The following is a 24,254-nucleotide window of genomic DNA, read 5'->3' on the forward strand; positions in this document are numbered from 1 at the left end:
CGACAAACCTATCCCGTCTGAAAGCAGCTGTGGCCGTACTAGGAGAAAAATATGTCTGGTGTAATTGTTGTTGGTTCGCAATGGGGCGATGAAGGTAAAGGTAAGATAGTAGACTTTTTTGCAGAGCATGCAGATGCAGTTGTGCGCTATCAAGGTGGCAATAATGCCGGTCATACTATCTGGCATGGCAATACAAAATTTGAGTTGTCAGCTTTACCTTCAGGAATCCTAACAGAAGGCCAATTAGCAGTTATTGGTAATGGTGTTGTGGTAAACCCTGAGGCTTTGCTTGCAGAAATTGCGGAAGTACAGTCTCAAGGTATTGCAATTGATAATTTGCGAATTTCAAATCGTGCGCATGTTATCATGCCTTATCACATTGCGCTTGATAAAGCTGCAGAATCATCAACAAATAATCGTATTGGTACAACTAAAAAAGGAATTGGTCCGGCTTATACAGATAAAATTTCACGTGTTGGTATTCGTGTGGCAGACTTAGTTGATCCTGATGTATTTGCTAAGTTGCTAAAAGAATACTTACCGTTTAAAAATGCACAATTGACCAAATTGTACAATGAAGAAGCACTGAACTACGATGACATTTATGAAACTTATGTTGAATATGGTCGTCAATTGGCACCATATGTGACTGATACTTCCTATTTGCTTGGTCAGATGATGGCCAACAAAAAGCGTGTCGTTTTTGAAGGTGCCCAAGGTATTATGCTTGATGTTGATCATGGCACTTATCCTTATGTTACTAGTTCAAATCCTACTGCTGGTGGGGTTATGAATGGTGCTGGCGTAGGACCAAAACAAATTCAAGACGTGGTTGGGGTCATCAAAGCCTATACGTCACGTGTGGGGGAAGGCCCTTTCCCAACGGAATTACATGACGACATTGCTGATCATATTCGTGAAGTTGGTCATGAATATGGGGTGGTTACTAAGCGACCACGTAGAATTGGTTGGTTAGATGCTGTTGCGTTGCGACATGCGGTACAAGTATCTGGCTTGACAAAGTTAGCAATTAACTCACTTGATGTTTTGACCGGATTAAAAACGCTTAAAATCGCTACATCATACACCTATAAAGGCGAAGAAATTCATCATTTTCCAGCATCAGACACATGGTTTGAAGGCTTAGATGTTAACTTTGAGACACTACCTGGATGGGATGAGGATATTACTGGTGTGCAATCATTTGATGAATTACCAGCTAATGCGCAAAACTATTTAAAGCGTATTTCTGATTTATTGTCGGTCGACTTGTTAAGCTTTGCTGTGGGACCAAAGCCTGAGGAAACCCATTTACTCAGTGACGTTTGGCAATAATGTCTTATAACTTAGAAGGTGAGTAAGCAATGGTAACATTACAAGCAGCAGATTTGTTATTCGTACGAAATCAACATGATGGCATGGATGATGCTATTGCAGCCGCAACTGGCGATTATGTTCATGTTGGTATTGTGGTTGATGAGACACATGTTATTCATGCTAGTCCAAAATATGGTGTGGCAACGCAAACACTGGCACAATTTTTGTCGGATTCACCACATCCTGATCTTTATCGACCAGAAATTCAAAAACATCAAGCTGAGAATGTGATTGCGCAAGCCAAGACATACGAAGGTTTATCTTATAATAAAACTTTTTATCCAGATGGTGACGGTATTTATTGTTCACAGTTAGTAGAATTAGCCTTTCAGGGTATGATTACATTTCCGACACAACCGTTACATTTTAATGATGATAAACAAGAAGTGTCAGATTATTGGCAGCATTATTATGACAAGCTAAATGTTGCTGTGCCAATTAACCAGCCTGGCTCAAACCCAGAAGCCATGGCAAAAGATAAAAATTTAAAGTTTATTGACAAATTGTAAAAAACACGATTCCGCAACGACTAATCATGAGTCGCTAAGAATCGTGTTTTTCTTATGCTTTAACAGGAGATGCTTGATTTTCAGTGATAACAATATGATTGGCATCATCTAAATCAGCAAGTAATACGGTACTTGCTGGATGTGCCAAGTAGTAATCTGCCAGTTGATCTGCAATCTTATCTTGCAAGACACGCCGCAGAGGTCTTGCCCCTAGTGCAGGATTATAACCAAGTTCAGCTAACTTAGCTTTTGCTGAATCGCTAACAATGACATTCAGATTATTATCAGCTAAATTAGCGTTCATGTCAGCTAGGAGTAAATCAACAATAGTCAGTAAATGCTTTTGAGTGAGTGTTTGGAATTCAATAATATCATCAAAACGGTTCAAAAATTCAGGACGGAAATAATTTTCTAGGTGTTGCAAAAGTCTGCTTTGCGCATCAACTTGATTGAAGCCCATTGGTGTATTACCAGTATCTGTTGAACCGGCATTAGAAGTCATAATAACAATAGTATCTTTGAAACTAACAACATGTCCTTGAGCATCCGTTAAGCGACCATCATCTAAAATCTGCAAGAACATATTCATGACATCAGGATGGGCTTTTTCAGCTTCATCAATTAAAACTAATGAATAAGGGTGACGGCGAACTTGCTCTGTTAATTGACCGGCTTCTTCATACCCAACATAACCAGCAGGAGCGCCAATGAGCTTAGATACGGCATGCTTTTCCATATATTCTGACATATCAAATCGAATTAAAGCGTCTTTGCTACCAAACATCTCTTGCGCTAACTGCTTGGCGAGCTCAGTCTTACCAACACCCGTTGGACCAACAAAGAGGAAAGAACCAATAGGACGACCAGATTTTGTTAAACCAATTCGGTTACGACGAATGGCTTTAGCAACCGTTGCCACTGCATCATCTTGTCCAATAATGTGCGTTGATAGATTTTGATCAAGTGTCTGTAGTTGATTAGCTTCGTTTTCTTTTAGTGCACCTACAGGAATATCGGTCTTATCTTCAATGATTTGTAAAATATCTTTTTCTGTAATTGCTTGAGGTTTAAACATTTCAGGGTGCGCCTCAACTTGCGCTTTCTGTGATGTTAGCTGGTTGGCTTGATCGCGCCAGTAGCTTGCTTTTTCAAAATCCTCTTTATCAATGGCTTCTTGCTTTAGGCTCTCAGCGTGATCAATTTTTGCCTGGATTGTTTTAGGGTCAGCGATTTTCATTGACAGGTTCTTACGTGAACCAGCTTCATCAATGAGATCAATGGCTTTATCAGGTAAAAAGCGTTCTGTGATATAACGATCTGAGAGCTCGACGGCAGCTGTTATTGCTTCGTCAGTAAACGCAACGTGATGATAATCTTCATATCGCTTTTGGATACCTTTTAAGATTGTAATTGTGGCTGACTTACTTGGTTCGTTAACCTGTACAGGTTGAAAACGACGCGCAATGGCACCGTCTTTTTCGATTTTACGGTACTCGTTTAAGGTTGTGGCACCAATGAGTTGAAATTCCCCTCGGGCCAGAGCTGGCTTTAATATATTGCCAGCATCCATACCGCCTTCAGCGTTACCAGCACCCATAATTTCATGTATTTCGTCGATGAATAAAATGACATCATCATTACTTGCCACTTCCTTCATTAGTTGACGCATACGTCCTTCAAATTGTCCTCGCATGGCTGTACCTTGTACCATGGCGGACATATCTAGACGAATCACTTCTTTGGAACGCAATTTTTCAGGGACTTTGTTAGCAACAATGGCTTGGGCCAAGCCTTCAACAACGGCCGTTTTACCAACACCTGCTTCACCGATTAAAACAGGATTGTTTTTTGTGCGTCGGTTTAAAATTTCAATTGTTCGGGAAATTTCTTGATCACGCCCGATAACAGGATCAAGCTTACCTTCACGGGCTTGCTGCGTTAGATTTATACCGTATTCTTCGAGTAAAGTAGGGCGTTTATTTTGTTTGTTTTTTTTATCTTGTGTTGTGTTTGACGTTGACTGGTTGGCTGAACTTGTTTGCATTTGTTCATTCATAGCCCGCATCATCTCATCAAAATTGATGTTACCAAATCCAAATGGGTCTTGTGATGCCATAATATCACCGTGTGTGATCCTGAAAAAACGTGATGCACACATTTTCCTTTCTTAATTATGTCTCAAGTATAGCACCTAAAGATTAAATTGCAATTAAAATTAGCACTCTTTTATTTAGAGTGCTAAAAAGAAAATGTTGTATAATAATTGTGAGGTAAAATTATGGATTATGAACAACAATTAAATGATTTGAGAGATGGTAAAATTGACGAATTAGCCATTACGCCAGAAACCTTTCCCGCCTTTCAAAAAGTTTGGCGTGACTTTCCGTCTCAAAATAAAATAAGAGGCGTTGCAAGTAAGCAGGGTCATGTTAAATATATTCGCGTAAATTAGTCGGCAATATCGTCGATTTTTATGCTACAATACTATAAGTTAAGCATTTTTAAGATATGCATATTTTAAAAAGTAAAAAGGGGCAGCGTCGTGGCATTTTCATTTGGACAACGAAACGTCGGTATCGATCTTGGTACTGCCAACACATACGTATATATTGAAGGTCGAGGCATTGTACTACGAGAACCTTCAGTGGTTGCACGTAATACGCAAACCAATGAGGTTGTAGCTGTCGGCTCTGAAGCAAAAGACATGCTCGGCCGTACACCAGCTAGTATCGCAGCTATTAGGCCAATGCGTGATGGTGTTATTGCAGACTATGATACAACTGTTGCAATGATTCGGTACTACCTTCAAAAGGCACTTGGTGGACGTATCGGTAAACCATACGTTACAGTTGGCGTACCTTCAGGTGTGACAGCTGTTGAACGTCGCGCCGTGATTGATGCCGCCCGTGTGGCCGGCGCACGCGACGCCTATGTTATTGAAGAACCATTTGCCGCTGCTGTTGGTGCAGGTTTGCCTGTAATGGATCCTACTGGTTCAATGGTGGTGGATATGGGTGGCGGTACTACTGATGTCGCTACTATTTCTTTGGGTGGTATTGTGTCGAGTCGTTCGATTCGTATTGCCGGAGATAAATTAGACGAATCAATTGCCAATTTTGTACGGAATAAGTACAATGTAACAATTGGCGAGCCAACTGCTGAACGTCTTAAGATAGAAATTGGCGCTGCGTCACTGGCGCTTGCACGCACATTACCAGATGCTTCCGTGCGTGGTCGAGATTTGTTAACTGGTTTACCTAAGACAATTGATGTGACTGCTGAAGATGTTGCTATGGCGATTCAAGAGCCTGTCAGAGAGATTGTTATCGCTATTCGCGAAACCTTGGAATCCACGCAACCTGAATTGGCAGCTGATGTCATTGATCATGGTATGGTGTTAACAGGTGGCGGCGCTATGTTGCGTGATATGGATAAAATTATTCAAGAAGCAACGAAGGTACCAGTTTTGATTGCAAACGAACCATTAGATGCAGTAGCTATTGGCACAGGCGAAGCCTTGAAGTCAATCGACGTTATGCGTCAAAATTAATCATTTATTAAGATAAAGAATTAACATTAGCGTGGCGGCTGGCGCTACGCTTTTATTTTTGAAAAAGGGGACAACAACATGCGTAAAATATTTTCTTCACGTACCGTTGTGACAATGATTATTGCGTTTATTGTGATTATCGGATTAATCACAGGTTCTAACTGGTTAGCAAAACGTACCAACACACCGCCTTTTATTCAACGTTTTGGTAACGATTTGGCTGGGGGAGTCAGTCGTATTATTGCGGTACCTACGACAGCAATTGGGCGAACAGCCAATAGTATCGGTAATTTATTAGATACTTTTAAAGAAAACCGCACGTTAAAGTCAAAGCTCGACCAGTTTGCGCAAGATAAGGTGCGACTACAAACCGTTGAAGAAGAAAATCGATCACTGAAAAAACAATTAGGGCTACAGGCGACTTTAACCGACTATAAAACAGTTTCTGCTGTGACAATTAGTCGTTCACCAACAACTTGGCAGTCACAATTAGTGATTAATAAAGGCACGAACACTGGCTTAAAAAAAGGTATGCCAGTGTTGTCAGGTGCTGGAATTATTGGTCGTATTAGCGAAGTCAATACAACAAATGCAAAAGTGGCTTTAATTTCAGACACCAGTGAAGATGCTAATCGCTTTGCCATCACGATTAAGGGTGGTAGTGGCGATGTTAATGGTATTGTGACTGGATTTAATCGAGAGAAAAATCAATTAATTATGGGACAGGTTACCTCAGATAGCACAATTAAATCAGGTGATTTGGTTGAAACGTCTGGTTTAGGTGGTGTGATACCTGCTGGACTGTACGTGGGTAAAGTTGCGCGTGTGACAAAGGACGACTACGGTTTGTCAAAACGTATATATATTGAACCAGCAGCTGATTTAGGCAATATTACCACGGTTATGGTTGCTGTATCTCAGTTAGGAGCAAAATAATGGCATTTTGGCAAATAACACGGCTAAGGGTTGTTTATCCCGTTTTACTTGTACTACTTCTTTTTGTTGATGGCGCTTTAATGGCTGGTATGGGCGGTATTTTTACCGCTTTTCCTTGGCATGTTTTACCAGTGACGACTTTAATTTGGTTATTTTACGGTGTGCAGTTTGACGTTGAGGCGGATCTACCGTTCTGGCTTTACACTGTCTTAGTGGGTATCTTATTTGATATGTATTATACTGGCATTTTTGGGACCTACACAGTAGCCTTTGTTGCCGCGACAGCTTTAATGAAACAACTTAAGCGAGTATTAGATGAACGCTTATTAAGTGGGGCAACAATCTTTCTCATCGGTCTAGTCGTCTATTTGTTGATAACTTACTTTGCTGGCTTTGTCATTGGGATTGCCAATGTCAGTGTTGCCACTTTTCTTCTGTATGAAGTGTTGCCCACGGTAATACTAAATACTATAATTGCCACAGTTGGCTATTATCCTGTCTGGTCACTTTTTCAGTTTTTAAGATAGGACTTGACAAGTTGGCATAAAAAGGATATATTATTGTCAATATTAAAAACGTTGAGCAGAAGAGTAGTTTGATTAATTTTTCAGAGAGTTTGCGGTTAGTGTGAGCAAATAAGTTATTCAGATGAACCACATCTGTGAGTATGTAGTTGAATTGAAGTAGGCTGCATCGGAAGTGCCCGTTATCGCATACAGTCTTTGGACTTATTGAGGTATTATCAGTGATGGTTAATACATTTAAGAGGTGGCACCGCGGTAACGCCCTCTGAGTAGTGATACTCGGAGGGCGTTTTTGCTACTATGACAAAGACTGAGTAAGTGATTTTGTGTGAGCAAGGTCAGAACATGAGGTGGCACCACGCTCGAGCGTCCTCTTGCAATATTTTGCAAGAGGGCTTTTTTAATATATAACATAATATTTAAATGTGATAAGGAGAAAAAAATGAACTATTTCCTCAATATTTTACCCAGCTTATTATCAGGCTTGAAAATGACACTGGGGGTGTTTTTTCTAACAATTGTTGGGTCTGTGCCACTAGGAATTATTGTTTCCCTAGGTATGAAGTCGGAGTACTTTACAATTCGTTGGCTAATTAATGGCTACATATGGATTATGCGAGGGACACCATTACTCCTTCAGCTCATATTTGTTTATTATGGTTTAGGCATGATGGGTATTACATTTCCTCGATTTGAAGCTGCTGCTATTGCCTTTATTATTAATTATGGCGCTTATCTAGCCGAAATATTCAGAGGGGGGCTACAAGCGGTACCCCGTGGTCAATATGATGCGGCTAAGGTTCTTGGGCTCAATAAAGTACAAACTTTTTTTAAGATTATATTGCCACAAGTTATTAAAATTGTTGTACCATCTTTTGGAAACGAGATTATCAATCTGGTGAAAGATACGTCGTTAGTTTATGTTATTGGTTTGGGTGATATTCTGCGCGCTGGTAACATTGCTGCAAGTAGAGATGTTACGCTAGTGCCTTACCTATTAGTCGGCATGATTTATCTGTTGATGACGGCAATTGTGACTGTGTTGCTAAAACAAAGTGAAAGTCGTTTGAATATTTGGAGGTAACTGATGTTAGAAATTAAAAACTTAACAAAAAAATATGCTGATAACACGATTTTTAAATCACTAGATTTAACTGTTCAGGATGGTGAAGTATTGAGTATTGTAGGCCCATCAGGTATTGGTAAAACAACCCTAATTAAAATATTAGCTGGCTTAGAAACAGCTGACAGTGGTGAAATTAAACTAAATCATGACGTGCTAGCAGTCGATGGTTCTAGATTTGATGCGAAAGTGGGCCTCATCTTTCAAGATTTTAACTTATTTCCAAATTATTCAGTTTTAGACAATGTGGCTTTGGCACCGATTAGTGTTATGAAATTATCGAAAAGCGAAGCAAGACAAGTAGCCAAACAATTATTGGAAACATTAGGTATGAGCGATAAAGTTGCCCTCTATCCTTTCCAGTTATCGGGCGGGCAAAAACAACGAGTGGCGATTGCGCGAGCACTAGCGATGCAACCGCAGATTTTGGCTTATGATGAACCAACGAGTGGGTTGGATGAAGCGTCAACACGTCAAGTGGCTGAGGTTGTTAAGACATTAAAACAACAAGGTGTGACGCAGATGATTATTACACATGATCAATTCTTTGCCGAATTAGTGTCTGATCGTGTATTCGACTTTGCAACGGAGGTGAAACGATAATGGTCAGTATGAAACGTAAAATCATTGTGAACACGTTGGTTGGTTTAGCTTTTTTAGCCATTGTTATTTGGGCAATTCTGTCCCTTGGCGTTGGTAATAAGCAGAACAAAGACACGCAAGCTACAGCGCAAAAAGATGATTGGCAACGTATTAAGCAAGAAAAACAAATTACTATCGGATTAGATGATACCTTTGTGCCAATGGGATTTAGAAACAAAGAAGGTAACATTGTGGGGTTTGATGTTGACCTAGCAAATGCAGTGTTTAAAAGCATGGATATTAAAGTTAAGTGGCAACCTATTGATTGGTCTATGAAAGAAACTGAACTAAACACGGGCAACATTGATGCGATTTGGAATGGTTATACTAAGACGACGGCGCGCGCTAAACAGGTGGCTTTTTCTGACACGTATCATCGGGCAACACAAGTTTTAGTGACATTAAAGAAAAATAATATTAATCACTTTTCAGACATGAAAGGTAAAGTATTAGGAGATCAAACGGCTTCGAGTGGCGATGAGGGCTTTAATAAATACCCTGATGTTTTAAAACAGTACGTTAAAGACCAAAAAGTTGTTGGTTATGATACTTTTGATAAAGCATTTAACGATCTAAATGCTGGAAGAATAGATGGGTTACTCATTGATGAAGATTATGCGCGTTACTATGTGGCCCATCAGCCAAACCCTAAAGATTATACTGTGACTGTTGGCGCATTTCCTGTTGATATGACAGCAGTTGGTTTCAGAAAATCGGATAATAAGTTGCGTGAAGCAGTTAATAAAGCTTTAACACAATTCAAAAAAGATGGCCGTTTACAACAAATTGAAAACAAATGGTTTGCTAATTAAAACACAAAATCAAAGCTAAACAATAGCTTTGATTTTTTCTTTAGAAAATAAAGATGATTTTGTCATGAATGTCTGAAAAATGTTACACTAGTAGTATTATGAGTTGAGAGTCGAGAGGTGACAAATGCTGAGAGATTCATTGTGGATAATTGTGATTTTGCTTTTAATCGTCAATACCCTCGGTGCCATCGTGACTGTATTCAGTCAGAAAAGAGATATTGCAACAATTTGGGCTTGGTTATTAGTGTTAATAACGATGCCGGTTGTTGGCTTCTTTATTTTTTTTCTAGTTGGCAGTCGTATTTCCAATAAGAAAATATTTCGTTTGCGAACCCAAGAACAACGTGGGTTAGAACAGATTGCTGACAACCAAAGGCAACAATTACAAAAAATTGAACAATTGCTACCTGTTCCAGATGCTGCGTCAGAGCTAGTCAATTTATTTTTGTCATCCGATGAGGCTGTTTTAACACGTGGAAACGATATTAAAGTTTATAATAATGGCCAAGATAAATTTGCGGCGCTGTTCGAAGATATTAGACAAGCCAAACATCATATTCATCTTGAGTATTTCACAATTTATGATGATCATATAGGCAATCAATTGATTGATTTATTGACTGCTAAAGCACAAGAAGGCGTTGAAGTTCGCGTGATATTTGATCAATTTGGCTCACATGGTCAGCACAGACGGTTATATAAACGCTTAAGGCTAGCCGGTGGTGTCGCTACATCATTTCTTATGAGACCGTTTCAATTGCTAACACTACGTTTTAACTTTCGAAATCATCGTAAGTTAGCCATTATTGATGGTATGATAGGGTATATTGGCGGTTTTAACGTGGGCGATCAATATCTTGGTCAATTCAAAAAATTTGGTCATTGGCGAGACACGCATTTGCGTATTCATGGTGATGCAGTCCTGTCTTTACAAAGTCGTTTTTTAATGGATTGGAATGCCACAGCCGAGCCTAATGAGCTGTTAGTTAAAACAACACAGTATTTTCCAGTGATATCAACATTACCTGGCCGTTCAATGGTTCAAATTGTATCGAGTGGGCCAGATAATGACATGAAGCAAATTAAACAGGGATTTATGCGAATGTTTGCTTCAGCTCGAACAGAAATAACAATTCAAACACCATATTTTATTCCGGATGCGGCTATTTTAGAGACATTAGAGATTGCTGTGATGTCAGGTGTACGTGTACGCCTAATGATTCCCGACCGCCCAGACCATCCTTTTGTGTATCGTGCAACGCAGTATTATGCGAAGGAATTAATTGATTTAGGTGCCGAAGTTTATCGTTATGATGGTGGCTTCTTGCATAGTAAGGTTGTTATCATTGATCATGAAATTGCCACAGTTGGTTCAGCGAATATGGATATTCGATCGTTTGCCTTGAATTTTGAGACCAACGCTTTCATGTATGACCCAGCGTTTGCTGGACAACTTGAAGCGCTTTTTGAACAAGATGTATCACAATCAACACAGTTAACAACTGTGGATTATGAGGAACAGTCTATTTGGATGACTATATTACAAAAATTCAGTCGTTTATTCTCACCAATACTATGAAAAAAATACAACTTAAACCAGGGGTGCACCTTGTTGTGATGCCCACAAAACAATTTAAAACACTAAATATTGCCGTCGATTTTGCAGCACCTTTGTTAGCAAGCACAACCTCGGCTAGGGCACTTTTGACGTACTTAACAGCGGTTAGTGCCCAAAAATATCCCAATCAACAAGCCGTGGCGCAAAAGACCATTGATTTATATGGTGCACAATATCAAACAGATGTCACGCGTTTTGGTCAGACACACCATATTCGCTATCAATTACAAATGCCAGCGCCCATTTATCTCAATTCTGCGGATGCAGGATATCATCTATTAACTGATGCTTTTGATTTTATGCGCGACATGATTTTTGAGCCCCTTGTTACTGACAAAGCTTTTAATCAGTCTGTGTTCCTGCAAGAGCAGCAAAGTTTAATCAACGAAATCGATGGCTTAATTGACGATAAAAAACGTTATGCAGCACTAAAACTCAGAGAATTAACTTATAGTTTACCCGCAATGCAACGGCCCACATTAGGGACGGTTGAAGATGTTAAAGCGTTAACACCGGCTAGTGTGTATAGTGCTTATCAAAGTATGGTGACATCAGACGAAATTAATATTATTGTATTTGGGGATGTGTCTGAAACCGACATTCTACCTCTCTTAGATAAATGGACACTTCATTCTCGTACACAGCAACCGCTTCAACCATTTTATAGGCAGGGTCTGCGCCCAGCTACGGTTGAAATTACTGAAACGCAAGCTAACTTAACACAGGCTGTCTTGATGTTAGCTTACCAGTTGAGTTTAGCGCCAGACGATCCTCAAAGATTTACAGCAGTTATTTTGAATGCGTTATTTGGTGGATCGCCTTTGTCCAAATTATTTGCAAATGTACGTGAAAAATCGTCGTTAGCCTACACTATTTATTCACGATGGCAGCATGATACAGGCTTTTTAACAGTAGCCGCCGGACTGGCCTCTGATAAAGTTGAGTTAGCTGATCGCATGATACAGGCAGAACTTCAGGCCATTAAGCAAGGAAATATCAAACGAGAAATTCTCGAAGCCATTAAAACGAGTGTTGTCAATGATTATTTAAGTCAACAAGATTCACCTAATAGTGAAATGACCTTGGCTTTCTCAAGATTATTAACACGACGTGAAACGCCAACAAATGAATGGGTTAATGCCATTATGGCAGTTTCTGTGGAAGATGTCGCACAGCTAGCGCAAGCAGTTGTTTTACAAACACGATTTACATTATTGCCTGAGGCAGTCGAATGAAAGAACAACACTATCAACAATTACAAGAACATGTATTAATTGAAACGCTAGATAATGGCTTAAAAGTGGTCATGATACCAAAAGAGAATTACCACAAGACTTTCGCCGTATTGACAACGCCATTTGGTTCATTAGATCGTCATTTTAAAATCAATAATTCAGAAGTAATTGATATTCCTTCTGGTACGGCTCATTTTTTGGAACACAAGCTTTTTGAAAAAGAAAGCGAGGATGCTTTTAAACGTTTCGGAGAATTAGGTGCTGATGCCAATGCTTTCACAACAGCTTATCAAACGAGTTATCTTTTTTCCACGACTGATAATTTTGAATTATCTTTGGTCCATTTACTAGATTTTGTTCAAACACCATATTTTAGTCTGCAAACGATTGCCAAGGAACAAGGTATTATTGGACAAGAGATACAAATGTATGAAGACGACCCCAACTGGATTGTATACATGGGATTATTGCAAATCCTGTATCCTAAGTCACCATTGGCTGATGATATTGCGGGAACACAAAAGACGATTTCAAAAATCACACCGCAATTGTTATATAATATTCACAAAGCTTTTTACCAACCAAAGCAGTTAACATTACAAATTGTTGGTCATTTTGAGCCAAAAACGGTACTGGCTTTAATTCGTGACAATCAAGCGCAAAAAAGTATTGAAGATATTCAAGTCGATAGTCTAGCTGATCAACTTGAAATACCAACTAAAGTCACAGAAATCAAACATTTCAATGTGGTGAGACCTAAGATTGCTTTGGGTATTCGTCTAGAAAATACTAATTTGAAGTCTATGGATGGTACCAAAGCAGGGTTAATAGCTGATATTTTAGCCGATATGATGTTTGGAGAGCAGACAGATTGGTATCAAAACCTGTATAATAAAGGTATCATCGATACTGAATTTGAGACATCATTTGATATAATCCGTGATTATCAATTTGTTAGTTTTTTTTCAGAAACGACGGAATATGAAGCTTTAACAGCAGCTATTCAAAATCAGATTGAAAATTATAAAGCGATATTGTTAGGACAAGAATCAATGTTTGAATCCTTAAAGCGGGCAACGCTGGGTGAGGGTATTCAGCGTCTCAATAGTTTGGAAAGTATAGCGTTACGAGGGGATGACGTCTTATTCAATCACAACTTGTTTGATAAAATTATGTTACTTCAAGCACTAACATATACCGACATATTAGACTTTGCTAACAAAATCTATCAAAATGTTACACTACAGCGCTTTATCTTGAAGAAATAATAACTGGGAAAATTATGAGTGAAACTTTAACGAATCAAATAGGGGAACAACTTAAAGCTGCTCGTCTAGCTAAAAATATGTCTTTGGATGATGTCCAACAGATTACAAAAATTCAAGTACGTTACCTTGAAGCCATTGAAAGTAATAATCTCAGTGTCTTACCAGGGGACTTTTATGTGCGCGCCTTTATTAGGCAATACGCGTTAGCCATGGGTTTGAATCCTGAAGATTTGTTGGGAGAAACACGCCCAGCTTCAATTTCACGAACAAATGATTTGAGTCGTGCGCACCGAGATAATGACGGTATTGTGCGTGCAGGAAATGATACACAATTATCCACAAAATCTCGTTTATCGAACTTGTTACCAACGATTTGGGTCATTTTATTAGTGGTCATTGGGTTAATTGTGGTATGGTTTGCTTTGACACACTTAACACAAGGCAAGCAGCAGTCAAATGACAGTGGCAATGTCTCAGTGTCAACATCAACGGTGCCAGCATCACAATCATCAAGCACAGCTGCTTCATCGTCAAGTCAAAAGGAAAAAAAGCCGGCTAAGCCAGCCTTGAATTTAGGAACGCCAGAGCAGAATACGGCGTTACAAACAACAATTTATAATATTTCTGGACAAAATAATACGGCGCATACTATCAAAATTAACGGTCAAGGTACAGGAACGAATGTTAAGGTGACAGTGGGACAAAATATTTTGTTTAATGAGATGGTTACCACAAATAAGTCAATTACTGTGCCTACTGGAACGAATGCTGTCAATGTTCAATTTACAAATGTTGGCAACGCAGTAATGACGCTTGACGATCAAAAAATATCAGTAATTAATACTGCGACACCGTTTTGGAATGTGTTAATTAACTTAAATAAGTAAAGAGGCAATGATGAATCTCCCTAATAAATTAACAGTTTTTCGAATTGTTTTAATCCCAGTTTTCATTCTTATTCTATCCGTACCCTATCAATGGTCGGTCATTAATATGGGATCTGTACATTTACCAGTTAATTGGCTAATTGCGGCAATTGTTTTTGCAGTGGCAGCGTTTACTGACTTTTTGGATGGTCAAATTGCGCGACGTCAACACCTTGTTACTAATTTTGGTAAATTTGCTGATCCTTTAGCAGATAAGTTACTGGTAATGACAGCGTTGATATTTTTAACGGGTTTCCATGTTGTACCAGCATGGATGACGGCAGTTATTATAATTCGTGAGTTAGCGATAACTGGTTTACGGACATTGATTGTTGAAAATAATGGGCAAGTGTTGGCAGCGCAGATGCCTGGAAAAATTAAGACATTTTCTCAAATGTTTGCCATTTTATTTTTGTATCTCAAAGACATGCCATTCACTTTTGTACATGTGCCTGTTGGTGGCATATTATTGTGGATTGCCGTTGTTTTCACCATCTACTCAGGGGTAGATTATTTTTGGCAAAATAGAGCAGTTTTTTCTGATGGTATGTAAAGCGCTAATAGCGCTTTTTTCGTCTAATAAAAGAAAGGGGAACATAAACGAACAATTGTTCGTTTATTTGCTTGCTTTTACTGTCATAAACAGGTAAACTAATGAAGTAAGATAAAAGGAGTAGCCACACATGGTCACAAAAAAGACGACTAAAAAAGATGATAAAGATAGCCAAGCTAAAGGCCGAAAAGCCGCTTTAGATGAAGCCTTAAAAAAAATTGAGAAAAATTTTGGTAAGGGTTCAGTCATGGTTTTAGGTGACAATGCTTTGACGCAAATTGAGACTTATCCTTCTGGGTCGGTTAAGCTAGATGTTGCGTTAGGTGTTGGTGGTTATCCCAAAGGCCGAATTATTGAAATATATGGACCAGAATCCTCTGGAAAAACAACTTTAGCTTTACATGCGGTGGCTGAAGTGCAAAAGGCTGGTGGTACAGCAGCTTATATCGATGCGGAAAACGCTTTAGATGTAAAGTACGCTGAGGCATTGGGCGTACAAAAAGATGAATTGCTGCTATCACAACCAGATACTGGCGAACAAGGCTTAGAAATTGCTGATGCGCTAGTACAATCAGGTGCGGTCGATATTATTGTTGTTGATTCAGTCGCAGCCCTTGTACCTCGAGCTGAAATTGAAGGTGAAATGGGTGATTCGCATGTTGGTTTGCAAGCACGATTAATGAGTCAAGCGCTTCGTAAATTAGCTGGGACTTTAAATCGCACAGGAACCATTGCTATTTTTATTAACCAAATTCGTGAAAAAATTGGTGTGATGTTTGGTAATCCTGAGACAACACCTGGTGGACGCGCGCTGAAGTTCTATTCAACAATTAGACTTGAAGTTCGTCGTTCAACTCAAATTAAAGATGGTACGGATGTTACAGGTAACCTCACTAAGGTGAAGGTTGTAAAGAATAAAGTTGCGCCACCATTTAAAGTGGCAGAAATTGACATCATGTATGGCAAAGGTGTTTCTCAAACTGGTGAAATTTTAGATTTAGGTGCAGAACAAGAAATTATTCGCAAAGCTGGCGCTTTTTACTACTATGACGATGTGAAAATTGGTCAAGGCCGTGAAAAGGCAAAAGAATTTTTGGATGATCCAGAAAATGCCGATATGCGACAAACAATCTATGAAAAAGTTCGCAATGCTTTTGGTATAGGTGATGGTGAAACAGCCGAATCCGATGAGACGACTGCAGACAAGCAAAAAGGCGCTGAGACGATAGAACTTGTTAGTGATACAGATGACTTGACAGATGAGCCAATTGTATAATTCCTGTAAAGAATAAAAGGAAACGCTAGGGCGTTTCCTTTTTTTTTGTTACAATGCAATTAAGTAAAGAATTGGAAGGACTGCGCGCCATAAAAGGTGTGTCTGGAAATCATGGCAAAAATTTTAGTAGTGGATGATGAAATCGCAATCTCAACGTTGTTAAAGTATAATTTAGAAGAAAATGGTTATGATGTCACGGTAGCTTCTGATGGCCAAACAGCTTATGATTTAGCCAAACAAGAAAGTTTTGACGCTATATTGTTGGATTTGATGTTACCGGTCATTGATGGTATGACGTTATTAAAAAATTTACGTCAAGATAAAGTGAGTACGCCAGTTATTTTGGTTACTGCAAAGGGCGACGAATTTGATCGCGTTTTCGGATTAGAATTGGGCGCAGACGATTATATTACTAAGCCTTTCAGTCCACGTGAAGTGGTGGCACGTGTCAAAGCTGTTCTTCGTCGTTCACAGGTAGATCATCAAGTTTTGGCTGAATCAGATGTCATTAAGGTTCAAAATGTCGTCATTGACGATAACAAAAAAGTTGTGACTAGGGACAATCAGATTTTAACTTTAACCCCCCGCGAGTATGAGTTATTACTTTATTTTGCTCACAGAATTGGACGTGTAATCGACAGAGAAACAATTTTGACAGCTGTTTGGGGTTATGAATTCACTGGTGAAAGTCGAATGGTTGACATGCATATCAGTAATTTAAGAGAAAAAATCGAAACCAATCCTAAATCGCCACAATTATTAAAAACGGTTCGTGGGTTTGGCTATACATTAGTTGTGTAAGTCGTTATGTAAAGACGTTTTTACAAACATTTACATAACGACAACACTTTTGATGGGGATTCTTTGACATAAGGTATGTAGTATATAACTTGTAAGCAAGGACAGGCACCCAAGAGCCTCTACTACAACCCCTGTTTACACTACATACGCTTCTTTGAAGCCTAGTCAAAGGGAGAATCACTCATGAACAAAACAGTTGTCGGAATCGTAGGCGGTGTCGTTGTAATCGCAGCGGGTTTCGCGTTGTATAGTAGTGCCAATCATTCAGGTAATAGTGGTGCTAAAACATCATCAAGTGCAACAACCAAAGTTAGTGGTAAAGTGCTTGCTTTAGGTTCAACAGCTTTGCAGCCATTAGCTGAACAAGTTGCAACGTCTTTCCAAGAAAAAAATCCTGGTGCTACAATTACGGTTCAGGGTGGCGGTTCAGGCGCTGGTTTGAGTCAAGTTTCAAGTGGGTCAGCCCAAATCGGTAACTCAGATGTCTTTGCTGAAGAAAAGTCTGGTGTTGACGCATCAAAACTACAAGATCATAAGGTAGCAGTGGTGGGTATTGCTCCAGTTGTTAACTCTGAAGTACAAGTATCTAGCTTGTCAAAAGATCAGTTACGCGATATCTTCACAGGGAAAGTCACTAACTGGAAAGAAGTTGGTGGTAAAGATGAAAAAATTGTTGTGATTAACCGTGCAACTGGTTCAGGCACACGTGCGGTCTTTGAAAAGAATGTCTTAAACGGGCAAGCAGCCATTAAGACAACAGAACAAGATTCAAACGGTACGGTGCAAAAGATTGTTTCAACAACACCTGGTGCTATCTCATACCTAGCATTTGCTTACCTAGATGCTTCAGGTATCAAGGCACTGAATATTGATAAAGTAACTCCTGATAAGAAAAATGTCGAAGATAATTCATGGCCAATTTGGGCTTATGAACATATGTACACTAAGGGTTCCGCAACAGGAACAACTAAAGCATTCTTAGACTATTTCTTGACAAAAGATGTTCAAAAGACGTTAGTTCCTAAGTTGGGTTATATCGGCTTAACTGATATGAGGGTAACTCGTGACGCTGCTGGTAAGGTTACAAATAATTAAAAGATTCAAATTAACAAAGCTCGCGATAGCGAGCTTTTTTGTTATGATATAAATGAGGTAAAGACTAGATGAAAAAAAATAGCCTAAAATTTTTGAGTTTTTTATGTGTGAATATGAGCGTCATTTTATTGTTTAGCGTGTTGTTATTTCATCTCAGTGTTAAACAATGGCTTCTTTTATTATTGGCGATTTTTTTAGCAACTATTGGCGAATATGCTGTCTCACTTTTTTGGAATGGGCGAAGACAACGTGAAATAGATGTTATGACAAACCGCATGTTAGCGACTCAAAATAATGAAGAGCCACGTGGTGTATTAGCTGAACCACAATCACCCTACTATGATTTAATCAATGCCTTTAACCAGTTGCAAAGCTATGTTAAACATATGCAATCGACGATGCAACGTGATCTAGCAAATTATCAATCTTTATTAACTAGTTTACCCGTTGGCGTTATTCATGTTAACCGGCGGCATATTATCGATGTTTTTAATCAAACAGCAGCGGATTTATTAGCTGTAGATCGTCCTGAAACACCTATTGCTGAGAGCTTAGTAATTCGCCAATTTGCCTTATCAGAGCTAATTACTCAAACTTTTAATACCCAGCAAAACCAGCAAGCGATCTTAAATTTGGCAGTTGACAACGGTATGAAACAGTATGAAGTGAGCACATTTTATCAAAAAGGCGATGTTCAGCACGCTGAAGTCATGATTATTTTATATGATTTAACAACTGTTCTTCAAATTGAGCGTATGCAGTCTGACTTTCTAGCGAATGCGTCACACGAATTAAAAACACCTTTAACAGCTATTACAGGATTTATAGAGACACTTCAAGGTCCTGCTGGTGAAGATGCAACCACACGGCAACAATTCTTGCAAATTGTCTCTGACGAAGCACAACGACTATCCTTGTTAGTGAATGATATTTTGTCTTTATCACGTGCACAGCAACGTGATGATACACTACAAAAAGAATTAACAATTAGTGACATGATTGATAAACAATGGGAACAAATTGGAACACTCTACACAGATAAGGCCATTACTCTAAGAAACGATGTACCACGGGATTTTGTTGTCCATAGCATTTACGCAGATGTTAATACAATTTTGCAGAATTTATTAGTTAATGCTGTGAAATATAATGTTCAGGGTGGTAGCATTCAAGTGACAGCATTTAAGGACCATCAACATTGGCAATTGAATATTAAAGATACTGGCATTGGTATCCCAACGAGTCAGCAATCACGCATATTTGAACGCTTTTATCGTGGGGATGAATCACGACAACGTAAAATTGCAAATGGAACGGGTCTTGGCCTGGCAATTGTTAATGAAATCGTCAGTAAGCATAACGGGACGATTAAGGTTCAGTCACAAGTCGGTGTTGGAACAGTTATGAGTATGACGATGCCATTGTAAACGTTTCCTTTACGATTTCTTTACATAAGACCGTAGTGACATTTACATTGTTTTAAGATAATAGAGGAGTAGTAGTTAAATCTTGGGAGGCATGAATATGTCGAAATCGCATCGCGGAACAATTGTGTCTGCAATTGTAGCCGTGGGTATTGTTGCGGCTATTGGAACAGCTTATGCAACACGTGACAAAGGAAATTCTGGCACATCTATCACAGCAGTTGGTTCAACGGCGTTGCAGCCATTTGTTGAATCAGCAGGCGAAGAGTATGCAAAGGAGAACCTAGGCACATTCATTAACGTACAAGGTGGTGGTACTGGTACGGGATTAAGTCAAGTTGCACAAGGTGCAGTTGATTTAGGTAATTCTGATGTGTTTGCAGAAGAAAAAGCTGGTATTGACGCTAAAAAATTAGTTGATCATCAAGTAGCTGTTGTCGGTATTGCGCCATTGCTAAATAAAGACAATGGTGTTAGTAATTTAACCACTAATCAGTTACGTGACATTTTCACAGGTAAAGTAACCAATTGGCAGCAGGTAGGTGGCAAAAATATAAACATCGTCATTATTAACCGTGCAGCTGGTTCGGGGACACGTGCCACTTTTGAAAAGTGGGGACTAGGTGGCGCGCAAAGCCTTTCCGCGCAAGAACAAGATTCTTCTGGTATGGTGCGTTCCATTGTTGCAACAACACCAGGAGCCGTTTCATATGCTTCGTTTGGTTATATTGACCGTTCAGTCACTGCACCTTCGGTAGATAACATTGCCCCTACTAATGCAAATGTTATTGACGGTAGATACCCAATTTGGTCTTATGAGCATGTTTATACGAAGGGTAGACCTAATAAAGAAGTCGCGCGCTTCTTAGATTACTTAATGTCAAAGAAAATACAAAAGACACTAGTGCCAGAGCTGGGCTATATTTCAATTCACGATATGCATGTGACGCGACAATTAGATGGACAATTAGTTAAAAAATAAAGTTTAAGATTCAATTAGAAGAGAACATGAGATATGATACCTGTGTTCACAAATCCTGAATATAGGCTAAGTCATACTTTGGAGAAAAAATGGATAACATTACACAGAAGTTGATGCAAAAATCTGAATCAACGAAAAAAGATTCAATGGGCCGAGCAGTTAGTTTGGCAGCCTTAGCCCTTATTGTAATAGTCGTTGTATCGATTTTTGCTTTCGTTATGAGCCGCGGATTGTCAACATTTTTACATGATGGCGTTAGCGTGAAAGATTTCCTATTTGGCACCAATTGGAATCCATCCGTTATAGATCCACACACTAAGCAACCCTATATTGGGGCGTTGCCAATGATCTTGGGATCGTTTTTGGTTACCTTATTAGCAGCTATTGTAGCTACACCATTTGCAATTGGGACATCACTGTTTATGACAGAAATTGCCCAAAAACGTGGTGCTAAAATTATGCAACCAATTATAGAGTTGTTGGTAGGTATCCCATCGGTTGTTTATGGTTTTATTGGTTTGACAGTAGTTGTACCCTTTATTCGAGCAACTTTTGGTGGCTCAGGATTTGGTATTTTGTCTGGTACGATTGTCTTGTTTGTTATGATTTTACCAACAATTACTTCTATGACAGTCGACACATTGAAGTCGGTGCCACGTCATTATCGTGAATCAGCGTTGGCAATTGGGGCAACGCGTTGGCAAATGATTTACAAAGTCGTTTTACGCGCGGCAACACCTGGTATTCTAACAGCAATTGTCTTTGGTATGGCACGTGCTTTTGGAGAGGCTTTGGCTGTTCAAATGGTCATTGGAAATGCGGCATTGATGCCTCATAATCTGATTTCTCCAGCTTCAACGTTAACATCTGTTTTGACAATGGGTATTGGTAATACAGTGATGGGATCGTTACAAAACAATGTTTTGTGGACGTTGGCTATGATTTTATTGCTGATGTCACTGGTCTTTAATTTGATTGTTCGCGCTATTGGACGCAGAGGAGAAATGAAATAATGAACGCAAAAACTGCTGATAAAATAGCCACCGGCGTTATTTATGCCATTTCAGGCATTGTTGCTTTAATTCTTATTGCAATGCTTGCCTTTATTTTAGTCCGTGGCGTGCCACATTTGTCATGGCACTTTTTAACATCACCAGCAAAGGCCTTTGAAGCCGGCGGTGGTATTGGCATACAATTATTTAATTCATTTTACTTATTAATTTTGGCGATGATTATTAGTTTTCCTATTGCGCTGGGCGCTGCCATTTATTTGAATGAATACGCACGTAAGGGTAAATTCACCACGATTGTTCGTACAGCAATTGAAATTCTAAGTTCTTTGCCTTCTGTTGTTGTGGGACTGTTTGGCTTCTTGTTGTTCGTTGTTAAATTTCATTTTGGTTTTTCAATTCTATCTGGTGCTGTGGCGTTAACATTGTTTAACTTACCATTGCTAACGCGTTCAATTGAAACCAGCTTGGCGCAAATCCCTAATTTGCAACGCGAAGCAGGTTCAGCGCTTGGCTTGTCTCGATGGGAAACCGTCATCCATGTTATTTTACCAGCGGCTGTCCCATCAATTGTGACCGGTGTGGTGCTATCTGCAGGTCGTGTTTTTGGTGAAGCTGCCGCGCTAATTTATACGGCTGGTCAATCTGCACCAGCTTTGAATTTTGCTGACTGGAATCCATTTAATATTTCTAGCCCACTAAATCCAATGCGACCAGCAGAAACATTAGCGGTTCACATTTGGAAAATCAACTCTGAAGGTATTATGCCAGATGTCAGTGCAGTCTCAGCGGGGGCTTCAGCTGTTTTGATTATTGTTGTCTTACTATTCAACTTTAGTGCGCGCAAGATTGGTGCTAAGTTACATCAGAAACTGACAAGTGCCTAAATAGTGCTGGGTTAGTAAGGATACTAATAATGAAGTGGCTATGAACAATTATTTGATGTGAATAGCATGATGGAGAAAATATGGCTAACAATATTGACTTGAAACCAGTCAGTGAATTTATTTCAGAAAATGCACCAGAACGTTTTATTTATGATATGCCAGCGGAAAAACACGAAGTGGCTATCTCAACAAAAAATTTACAAGTATTTTATGGTGATAACCTTGCCTTGAGTGAAGGCGACTTGTCATTTGAACGCTATAAGATTACGAGTTTAATTGGCGCATCAGGATCCGGTAAATCAACATTTTTACGTTCATTAAATCGTATGAATGATGGTGTAGCGACCGTTAAAGGAAATATCATGTATCGTGGCGTTGACATCAATACTAAGGCAATTGATGTTTATGAAATGCGTCGTCATATTGGCATGGTATTTCAACGACCAAATCCCTTTGCCAAGTCAATCTATAATAATATTACTTTTGCATTGACACAACGTGGGGTGACCAAGAAGCAAGAGCTAGACGAAATTGTTGAAACAAGTTTGCGGCAAGCAGCGCTATGGGATGAAGTTAAAGACGAATTGAACAAGTCGGCATTAGCATTATCTGGTGGGCAGGCACAGCGGTTAGTTATCGCTCGTGCACTGGCATTAAAGCCAGATATTCTATTACTGGATGAACCCTCTAGTGCATTAGACCCAATTTCATCGGCACAAGTGGAAGATACATTATTGGAACTCAAAAATAAGTATACAATTATTATTGTGACTCATAATATGCAACAAGCAGCGCGAATTAGTGATTATACAGCTTTCTTCCATATGGGAAAAGTAATTGAATATGATTTAACACGTAAAATATTCACGCGACCAAAAGTTGCGTTAACAAATGATTATATATCGGGGAACTTCGGATGACAGAGACAAAACAAAACAACATTCTGGAAACACGTGATGTTAAGTTGTGGTATGGTCAAAAAGAAGCATTGCATGGTATTAATTTAAGTTTTCCTGAAAAGGGTATTACTGCATTAATTGGGCCATCTGGATCAGGTAAATCAACTTATTTACGGGCATTGAATCGGATGCATGATCTGGAAGACAATATTACGGTTACGGGGACGTTTGATTTTAAGGGCACCGACATTTACGCACCAACAACAGATACGGTTGAACTTCGTAAACGTATAGGAATGGTATTCCAACAACCCAACCCATTTCCATTTTCAATCTATGAAAACGTTATTTTCGGCCTGCGTCTGGCTGGTGTTAAAGATAAAGCTGTGTTAGATGAAGCAGTTGAAAAAGCATTAAGGCAAGCCTCTGTCTGGGACGAAGTCAAAGATGATTTGCATAAATCGGCATTGGGCCTTTCAGGAGGTCAGCAACAACGTGTTTCAATTGCACGTGTCTTAGCAACTTCGCCTGATTTGTTATTGTTAGATGAGCCAACATCAGCCTTAGATCCAGTATCAAGTCACAATATTGAAGAAACACTATTGAATTTGAGAAACGATTATGCGATGATTATTGTTACACACTCAATGTCACAGGCATCTCGTTTATCAGATCGTACTGCTTTTTTCTTAAGTGGTGATTTGATTGAAGTAGATGCGACAAAGCATATTTTCCTAAATCCCCAGAGACAAGAAACACAAGATTATGTGAGTGGCCGATTTGGTTAATAACTAAAAGTTTAACAAT

The 24,254-nt window shown here is 39.2% G+C and carries 24 protein-coding genes and 1 other annotated feature; of the genes, 23 read left to right on the top strand and 1 reads right to left on the bottom strand.

What is annotated here, in order from left to right; translation table 11 throughout:
* Positions 1–51: 51 nt before the first annotated feature.
* Both FGL72_RS01530 and FGL72_RS01535 read left to right on the top strand, forming a co-directional pair.
* Positions 52–1,335 carry an adenylosuccinate synthase gene (locus FGL72_RS01530; protein ID WP_004908014.1) on the top strand — a complete coding sequence of 428 codons (1,284 nt, stop codon included), beginning with the start codon at positions 52–54 and terminating at the stop codon, positions 1,333–1,335.
* Between the two features lie 29 nt (positions 1,336–1,364).
* Positions 1,365–1,886: a YiiX/YebB-like N1pC/P60 family cysteine hydrolase gene (locus FGL72_RS01535; protein ID WP_004901994.1), complete on the top strand. Its 522-nt coding sequence runs from the start codon at positions 1,365–1,367 to the stop codon at positions 1,884–1,886.
* Positions 1,887–1,938: 52 nt separating this feature from the next.
* Here the strand turns inward: FGL72_RS01535 and FGL72_RS01540 are convergent, their stop codons facing one another.
* A complete protein-coding gene (locus FGL72_RS01540; protein WP_146992379.1) occupies positions 1,939–4,002 on the bottom strand; it encodes an ATP-dependent Clp protease ATP-binding subunit in 2,064 nt (687 codons plus the stop codon).
* Positions 4,003–4,164: 162 nt separating this feature from the next.
* Between FGL72_RS01540 and FGL72_RS09700 the strand changes: the two genes are divergently transcribed.
* From FGL72_RS09700 to pstB (FGL72_RS01640), 21 genes are all read left to right on the top strand, one after another.
* The gene (locus FGL72_RS09700; RefSeq protein ID WP_004901989.1) at positions 4,165–4,338 is read left to right on the top strand and encodes a hypothetical protein; all 174 of its coding nucleotides are present in this window, start codon (positions 4,165–4,167) and stop codon (positions 4,336–4,338) included.
* 90 nt (positions 4,339–4,428) lie between these two features.
* Positions 4,429–5,436, top strand: coding sequence for a rod shape-determining protein (locus FGL72_RS01545; RefSeq protein ID WP_004901987.1), 1,008 nt, complete (start codon positions 4,429–4,431; stop codon positions 5,434–5,436).
* Between the two features lie 78 nt (positions 5,437–5,514).
* Positions 5,515–6,372, top strand: coding sequence for a rod shape-determining protein MreC (gene mreC / locus FGL72_RS01550; protein ID WP_146992381.1), 858 nt, complete (start codon positions 5,515–5,517; stop codon positions 6,370–6,372).
* Positions 6,372–6,899, top strand: a complete 528-nt coding sequence (gene mreD, locus FGL72_RS01555; protein WP_004908010.1) for a rod shape-determining protein MreD — start codon at positions 6,372–6,374, stop codon at positions 6,897–6,899. Before mreC ends, mreD begins: the two co-directional genes overlap by 1 nt.
* A 42-nt stretch (positions 6,900–6,941) precedes the next feature.
* Positions 6,942–7,165, top strand: a binding site (T-box leader).
* A 173-nt stretch (positions 7,166–7,338) separates the two neighbouring features.
* Entirely contained in the window at positions 7,339–7,980 is a 642-nt protein-coding gene (locus FGL72_RS01560; protein ID WP_004901980.1) for an amino acid ABC transporter permease, read from the top strand.
* Between the two features lie 3 nt (positions 7,981–7,983).
* Positions 7,984–8,622 (top strand): amino acid ABC transporter ATP-binding protein, encoded by a 639-nt coding sequence (locus tag FGL72_RS01565; RefSeq protein WP_146992383.1) that lies wholly within the window; start codon positions 7,984–7,986, stop codon positions 8,620–8,622.
* Positions 8,622–9,473 carry an amino acid ABC transporter substrate-binding protein gene (locus FGL72_RS01570; protein WP_146972727.1) on the top strand — a complete coding sequence of 284 codons (852 nt, stop codon included), beginning with the start codon at positions 8,622–8,624 and terminating at the stop codon, positions 9,471–9,473. The genes FGL72_RS01565 and FGL72_RS01570 overlap by 1 nt, the downstream gene beginning before the upstream one ends.
* A gap of 124 nt (positions 9,474–9,597) precedes the next feature.
* The gene (gene cls / locus FGL72_RS01575; RefSeq protein ID WP_004908005.1) at positions 9,598–11,052 is read left to right on the top strand and encodes a cardiolipin synthase; all 1,455 of its coding nucleotides are present in this window, start codon (positions 9,598–9,600) and stop codon (positions 11,050–11,052) included.
* The gene (yfmF, locus tag FGL72_RS01580) at positions 11,049–12,326 is read left to right on the top strand and encodes an EF-P 5-aminopentanol modification-associated protein YfmF (RefSeq protein WP_146992385.1); all 1,278 of its coding nucleotides are present in this window, start codon (positions 11,049–11,051) and stop codon (positions 12,324–12,326) included. Before cls ends, yfmF begins: the two co-directional genes overlap by 4 nt.
* Positions 12,323–13,594: an EF-P 5-aminopentanol modification-associated protein YfmH gene (gene yfmH, locus FGL72_RS01585; protein ID WP_146992387.1), complete on the top strand. Its 1,272-nt coding sequence runs from the start codon at positions 12,323–12,325 to the stop codon at positions 13,592–13,594. Before yfmF ends, yfmH begins: the two co-directional genes overlap by 4 nt.
* A gap of 14 nt (positions 13,595–13,608) precedes the next feature.
* Positions 13,609–14,481, top strand: coding sequence for a helix-turn-helix domain-containing protein (locus tag FGL72_RS01590; protein ID WP_004904929.1), 873 nt, complete (start codon positions 13,609–13,611; stop codon positions 14,479–14,481).
* A 10-nt stretch (positions 14,482–14,491) separates the two neighbouring features.
* Entirely contained in the window at positions 14,492–15,073 is a 582-nt protein-coding gene (gene pgsA / locus FGL72_RS01595; protein WP_012305368.1) for a CDP-diacylglycerol--glycerol-3-phosphate 3-phosphatidyltransferase, read from the top strand.
* A 130-nt stretch (positions 15,074–15,203) separates the two neighbouring features.
* A complete protein-coding gene (gene recA / locus FGL72_RS01600) occupies positions 15,204–16,349 on the top strand; it encodes a recombinase RecA (RefSeq protein WP_146992389.1) in 1,146 nt (381 codons plus the stop codon).
* 111 nt (positions 16,350–16,460) lie between these two features.
* Entirely contained in the window at positions 16,461–17,150 is a 690-nt protein-coding gene (locus FGL72_RS01605) for a response regulator transcription factor (RefSeq protein WP_048801499.1), read from the top strand.
* A 183-nt stretch (positions 17,151–17,333) separates the two neighbouring features.
* Positions 17,334–18,245, top strand: a complete 912-nt coding sequence (locus FGL72_RS01610; RefSeq protein ID WP_146992392.1) for a phosphate ABC transporter substrate-binding protein — start codon at positions 17,334–17,336, stop codon at positions 18,243–18,245.
* Positions 18,246–18,358: 113 nt separating this feature from the next.
* Entirely contained in the window at positions 18,359–19,672 is a 1,314-nt protein-coding gene (locus tag FGL72_RS01615) for a sensor histidine kinase (RefSeq protein WP_099045062.1), read from the top strand.
* 97 nt (positions 19,673–19,769) lie between these two features.
* The gene (locus FGL72_RS01620; protein ID WP_012305365.1) at positions 19,770–20,651 is read left to right on the top strand and encodes a phosphate ABC transporter substrate-binding protein PstS family protein; all 882 of its coding nucleotides are present in this window, start codon (positions 19,770–19,772) and stop codon (positions 20,649–20,651) included.
* 89 nt (positions 20,652–20,740) lie between these two features.
* On the top strand, positions 20,741–21,664 hold the full coding sequence (gene pstC, locus FGL72_RS01625) for a phosphate ABC transporter permease subunit PstC (RefSeq protein WP_004901956.1): 924 nt from the start codon (positions 20,741–20,743) through the stop codon (positions 21,662–21,664).
* Complete coding sequence (gene pstA, locus FGL72_RS01630) at positions 21,664–22,548, top strand: phosphate ABC transporter permease PstA (protein WP_004901954.1); 885 nt, start codon at positions 21,664–21,666, stop codon at positions 22,546–22,548. Before pstC ends, pstA begins: the two co-directional genes overlap by 1 nt.
* A gap of 80 nt (positions 22,549–22,628) precedes the next feature.
* Complete coding sequence (gene pstB, locus FGL72_RS01635; protein ID WP_004901951.1) at positions 22,629–23,468, top strand: phosphate ABC transporter ATP-binding protein PstB; 840 nt, start codon at positions 22,629–22,631, stop codon at positions 23,466–23,468.
* Positions 23,465–24,235: a phosphate ABC transporter ATP-binding protein PstB gene (gene pstB / locus FGL72_RS01640; RefSeq protein ID WP_004901948.1), complete on the top strand. Its 771-nt coding sequence runs from the start codon at positions 23,465–23,467 to the stop codon at positions 24,233–24,235. Before pstB (FGL72_RS01635) ends, pstB (FGL72_RS01640) begins: the two co-directional genes overlap by 4 nt.
* Positions 24,236–24,254 lie beyond the last annotated feature (19 nt).

The sequence above is a fragment of the Leuconostoc citreum genome, assembly GCF_007954785.1.
GTDB classification, from domain to species: Bacteria; Bacillota; Bacilli; order Lactobacillales; family Lactobacillaceae; genus Leuconostoc; species Leuconostoc citreum.